This window comes from Cetobacterium sp., assembly GCF_048470075.1.
In the GTDB taxonomy this organism is placed as follows: Bacteria; Fusobacteriota; Fusobacteriia; order Fusobacteriales; family Fusobacteriaceae; genus Cetobacterium_A.
The window spans coordinates 1-5,024 of sequence record NZ_DBGBQB010000216.1 but is presented as its reverse complement, the minus strand read 5'-3'; the positions used below and the strand labels follow the sequence as shown (position 1 = coordinate 5,024).

At 28.5% G+C, this 5,024-nt stretch carries 5 protein-coding genes; all 5 read right to left on the bottom strand.

The genetic code is table 11. The features are described 5' to 3' along the window. Positions 1–1,336 (bottom strand): MFS transporter (locus tag ACMOUI_RS07665; RefSeq protein WP_418965140.1); only part of this gene is annotated, 1,336 nt, incomplete at its 3' end. 14 nt (positions 1,337–1,350) lie between these two features. Further along, positions 1,351–2,157, bottom strand: a complete 807-nt coding sequence (locus ACMOUI_RS07660) for a sugar phosphate isomerase/epimerase family protein (RefSeq protein WP_418965139.1) — start codon at positions 2,155–2,157, stop codon at positions 1,351–1,353. Continuing rightward, positions 2,154–3,143: a Gfo/Idh/MocA family protein gene (locus ACMOUI_RS07655; RefSeq protein WP_418965138.1), complete on the bottom strand. Its 990-nt coding sequence runs from the start codon at positions 3,141–3,143 to the stop codon at positions 2,154–2,156. The genes ACMOUI_RS07660 and ACMOUI_RS07655 overlap by 4 nt, the downstream gene beginning before the upstream one ends. A gap of 2 nt (positions 3,144–3,145) precedes the next feature. Then, the gene (locus tag ACMOUI_RS07650) at positions 3,146–4,315 is read right to left on the bottom strand and encodes a Gfo/Idh/MocA family protein (protein WP_418965137.1); all 1,170 of its coding nucleotides are present in this window, start codon (positions 4,313–4,315) and stop codon (positions 3,146–3,148) included. 14 nt (positions 4,316–4,329) lie between these two features. Further along, positions 4,330–5,024: sugar phosphate isomerase/epimerase family protein (locus tag ACMOUI_RS07645; protein ID WP_418965136.1), on the bottom strand; the 695-nt coding region annotated here is incomplete at its 5' end.

The window sequence follows — 5,024 nt, the reverse complement described above, 5'->3', positions numbered from 1 at the left end:
ATTTATAATATCTCATTGAAATTAAAGAAGCCACAAAAGCAAGCATAGGAACTAAACAATACATCACTAACATAACTATCTTAAATTTTTCACTAACAAATACATTAGGTTGAATTATACTCTTCCCAACTCCTGCATAAGCTAATGAAAATCCTACAAGCGTTGTTGCTAATGAGCTTATCATTTTATCAACAAAAGAAAAAAGAGTTCCCATCATTCCTGGTACAAATCTTCCTGATCTATGTAATTCATAATCTGTAACATCAGCAATCATAGGAATAACTATTGGAGTTGAGATTGCCATAAACCCTTTTAGCACAAACATAAATCCTAGAAATAAATTTATATTATTTCCTTTCATTCCTATAAAAAATAATAATACTGAACTTAATAATCCTCCCCATGTTGAAAATTTAAAAATTTTCTTTAATCCTGATTTTCTTGCAAAATACAAGCCTGTAACCCCTACTATTGTTATTGGAATTGCGGTTGTTGCAGAGAAATTTCCTTGAAGCTTCTGATTTAAAATTATATTTGCAAATAAATATATTTCAACACCTCTCATTGTACTTGACGCTAACTTGTCAGTTGATGCTGCTATTACAAGCATCTGAATCGCTTTATTATTTTTTATAATATCTAAATAATCTTTTCCTTTTATTTTTTTAGCAGCTTCACTATCTACACCAAAAAATTCTCTTCTATCCTTTTCCCATATTCCAATTATAGCTAATACTGTACAGACGAATGATGCTAAAGCTGTTATCAATGATACAAATCTCCAAAGCTCAGGATTTAATAAACCACTCTCATATCTAGGGGCTATTACACTCATTAATAAATATGTTCCTCCACCAAATAATATTGTATTATAAATTGTATCGAAAATTGAAAAAAGAGGCCTTTGTTTAGGATCATTAGTTAAAACTACTTGTCCACCCTTTGTGCAAGCAGTTTGAAATGTATAACCTATTATATATATAATATAAAAAGATGTTGTCCATATATATTTACCCAATGAAGAAAAATATAGTGGTGTATTAAAAATAGCTATCATAGATAGTAATATTATTATATTTCCTGTAAGTATAAAAGGTTTAAATTTTCCAAATTTTCCATCTGTCTTATCTATAAAATATCCGATAATCGGATCAGTAATTCCATCAAATATCCTCATTGATGTGGCTATTAATCCAATTATTATAGCTGATAGACCTAATAAATTCTGTCCGTAGAAAGCATAAAACCCCAATAAAAATAATCCTAAATTTGTAGCTGTATTATTTAATACAAAAAGCCCTATTTTATATGACTTCGAATGGTTATACATTTCCATTTCTACACTCCCCTTTAAACTATTTTCTTTAAAAATTCTAAACTTTTTTTATAATCTTTGTTTATATCTCCATCTAAAGAGTAATCCTGTTCTATAATAATCCAATCAATTTTTAATTTTTTAATTTTTTCTACAACTGGTTCAAAATCTATGTTCCCTTCCCCTAGAGGACATATAACTTGCTTCCCTAAATCAAAAAACTTTTCTCCTGTACTTACAATTTTCATATCTTTTAAATGGATAGTATTTATTCTATCACTATATTTATCAATTAAAGTTAACATATTAACTCCACCGTACTGTGCCCAATATGTATCAATAAGTAGTTTTACATTTTTTATTGAAGTATTTTCCATTAAAATATCTAATCCAAATTTATTATTAAATTTAATAAATTCAAAGGCATGCATATGATACATAAAAAATATATTTTCTTTCAATAACCTTTTTCCAATAGCCTCTATTATTTTAGAGAACTCAATATATTTTTCATAACTATTTTGATAATTAATAGGCATAGCTCCTATCCCACAAAGATTACAATCCCATTCTTTATGTGCTTTTATAACCAGATCTAAACTTTCTGTTAAATCCAAATAGTTTATATGTGTTGCAACAATTTTTAATCCTAACTCTTTACAAGTGTCTCTATAAAAATCTATAATCTCATCACTTACTCTTCCAAATCCTGAAAGTTGAACTCCATCATACCCCATATCTTTTGCATTTTTTAAAGCCTCTTTGGCAAAATCTAACTCTATAGCCTTTCCCTCTTTTAAATATGGCATAAAATATCCTATCATTTGAACTGCAATTTTCATTTTAAATCACCTCTTTCATAGATATCTGTTATTATTTTTAAACTTTTTAAAGATTCACTTAAAGGTAGATATAGTTTTTCATTATTTCCTAGAGAATCATAAAAACTTTTAATCTCTATTTCATGTGAAGCTCCATAATAATCTTTTATCTCTCCCTTTTCATCTTTTTCTAAAATTTTCTCTTCTCCATTTATATTTAAAAATAACTGTCCATCTCTAATTGTGTAAGTTCCATTTTGACAGTAAACTTTTAAACTTATACTTGTATTTGAAAAGTTACAAAGAGTTCCACTAAAAAAAGCTTCTATTCCATTTTTAAATTCAAGTTTTATTGATGCTGTATCTTCTATATCTAAATCAATATTTTTTAATCTTAAAACTCCTCCAGATATATTTTTTATCTCTCCTCCAATATCTTGTAAATAATCAATTGTGTGTATAGCCTGATTTATGAGTAGCCCTCCACCACTTTCGTTTTTTCTCCCTCTCCACGGAGCACTTTCATAATAACTTAAATCTCTTCTCCAGAATACAGTTGCTTCTAATCCCAAAATTTTTCCACATTTAAAATTTTTGAGTTCATCTTTCAATTTTATGTAGCTTTTATTTCTTCTATTTTGATAAACCACTGTGGCTTCTATTTCAGGATATATTTTTAAAAGATCTATTAATCTGGTACCTTCTTCATAAGTGTGAGCCAATGGTTTTTCTATAATGAAATGTACTCCTTTTTTACAAGCTAGCTCTGCAACCTCATATCTAATGTTATGTGGAGTTAAGATGTGAATCACATCTAACTCCTCCTTCTCTAACATTTGATTAAAACTTTCGTAGTAGTTACAACTGTTTTCTTCTCCTATTTTTTTAGCCAGTTCTGATTTTATATCACATACTGCAACTAAATTATCTCTTCTCTTTATCAGTGGAATATGAACCTCACTTATAACTCCACACCCAACTACTCCTACACGTTTTTTTTCCTCCATAACTAAATACTCCATCTTTTTTTGTATTTAGAAGTAACACATCTTTTCATCAGTTCATCATAATAAAGATCCTTATCTATAGGTAGATCAATCTCTTTATTTAAAAATGTTGATAAAATCATACTATTTATAAGTTCTAAAGCTTTTATTCCCTCAATTCCAGGAGCTATTAATTTATCTTTTCCTTCAATAGCATCTATCCAATTTTCAATTACTAAAGCATGTTCAACTCCCCAAGGAACCTCACCAAGTTCTTTAGATGTATAGATTGTTTCCTCAAATTGAGGTGTGTTTTTAGGATCTCTTAAATCTGCTGTAGCAACTAAATTAAGTTCATTTTCTGGCATTAGTAATTTCTTATATGATAATTGATCATTTTCAATAACTATCTTTCCATTGTTACCAATTATTTCCAATCTATTAGTTCCAGGAGCATCATGTGTTGAGGTTATGAAAACTCCGTTACCTCCATTTGGATACTCTACGTAAGCTGTTACATCCGTTTCTACTTCTACATCTCTATTCTCTCCAAACTTACAGTATGCTCGAACCTTGTTTGGCATTCCACATAACCACTGCCACATATCAATTTGATGGGGAGCTTGATTTATTAAAACTCCTCCACCTTCTCCTGCCCAAGTAGCTCTCCACTCTCCATTATCATAATATTTTTGTGGACGATACCAGTTTGTTATTATCCAATTTACTCTCTTAAATGTTCCAATTCCATCTTCCTCAATTATCTCTTTTGCTTTTTTAAATAGTGGATTAGTTCTTTGATTAAATAATAATCCAAAAACAATCTCTCTATTTTCTTCTGAAACCTTATTTAACTCTTCTACATTTTTTGTGAAAACACCAACTGGTTTCTCAACTAATACATGTATCTTTTGTTTTATAGCCTCTATTCCCATAATTGGATGTAAGTAGTGAGGAGTCGCAACTATAACTGCATCTATCTCCCCTGAACTTAACATCTCTTTAAAATCAGTAAAAGTTTTTAACTCTGAATCTATCGTTTTTGCCCACTCTAACTTTTCAGAATCTATATCACACACCGCTGTTAATTTTGCATTTTTTACTGTTGCATTAGGAATCATAGGTTTATCCGTGAATGACATTACATGAACCTTTCCCATAAAACCAACTCCAACTATTCCTATTCTTAACATATTTTCCTCCCTTGCTATATTTTTTCTATCATTTTTAATAATATCTCTAAAGATTTTTGGAATGCTTCTTCGCCATCTTTAAACTGAGATTTTCTTTTATTTACATCTTCTTGCTCTAAACTTTGTAAAATACTAAAATTTATAAGATGTGGTTCTAGTGATAAAAAGCCTTTAAAATCATCTTTTTTTAATTCTTTTAATAGTTCTAATACCTCTCCATCTCCAGTTCCTATTAATACATTTTCATGTGATGAGAATTTTGCATCCTTTAAATGTACATATTCAATAAATTTTTTTAATTTTTCATAAGCTTTTAATGAGGATACACCAACTTGAATAAAATTAGCTGGATCAAATATTAATCTAAATTTCTCGGAATTAATCTCTTCAATTAATTTTAAACAACTTTCTGTATCATCACCAAATATCCCCTTTTCATTTTCATGAAGTAAAACAATATCTAAGTCAGATATTTCTTTTATAAAACTTTTCATTTTTTCTAAAATAAGATCTTTATATTTTTCTTTTTGCTCCCTTTTTAGAAAAAAACTGAAAACTCTTACATACTTAACTTCTAATATTTGCGCTATATTTAAAACATGTTTAAATTTTTTCAAATGTTCTTCAAATTTATTTTCAAAATCAACTTCATCTATACTTATTTTTCCAATGGGAGAAGCTATACAAGATACTTTTATATTTTTATTTT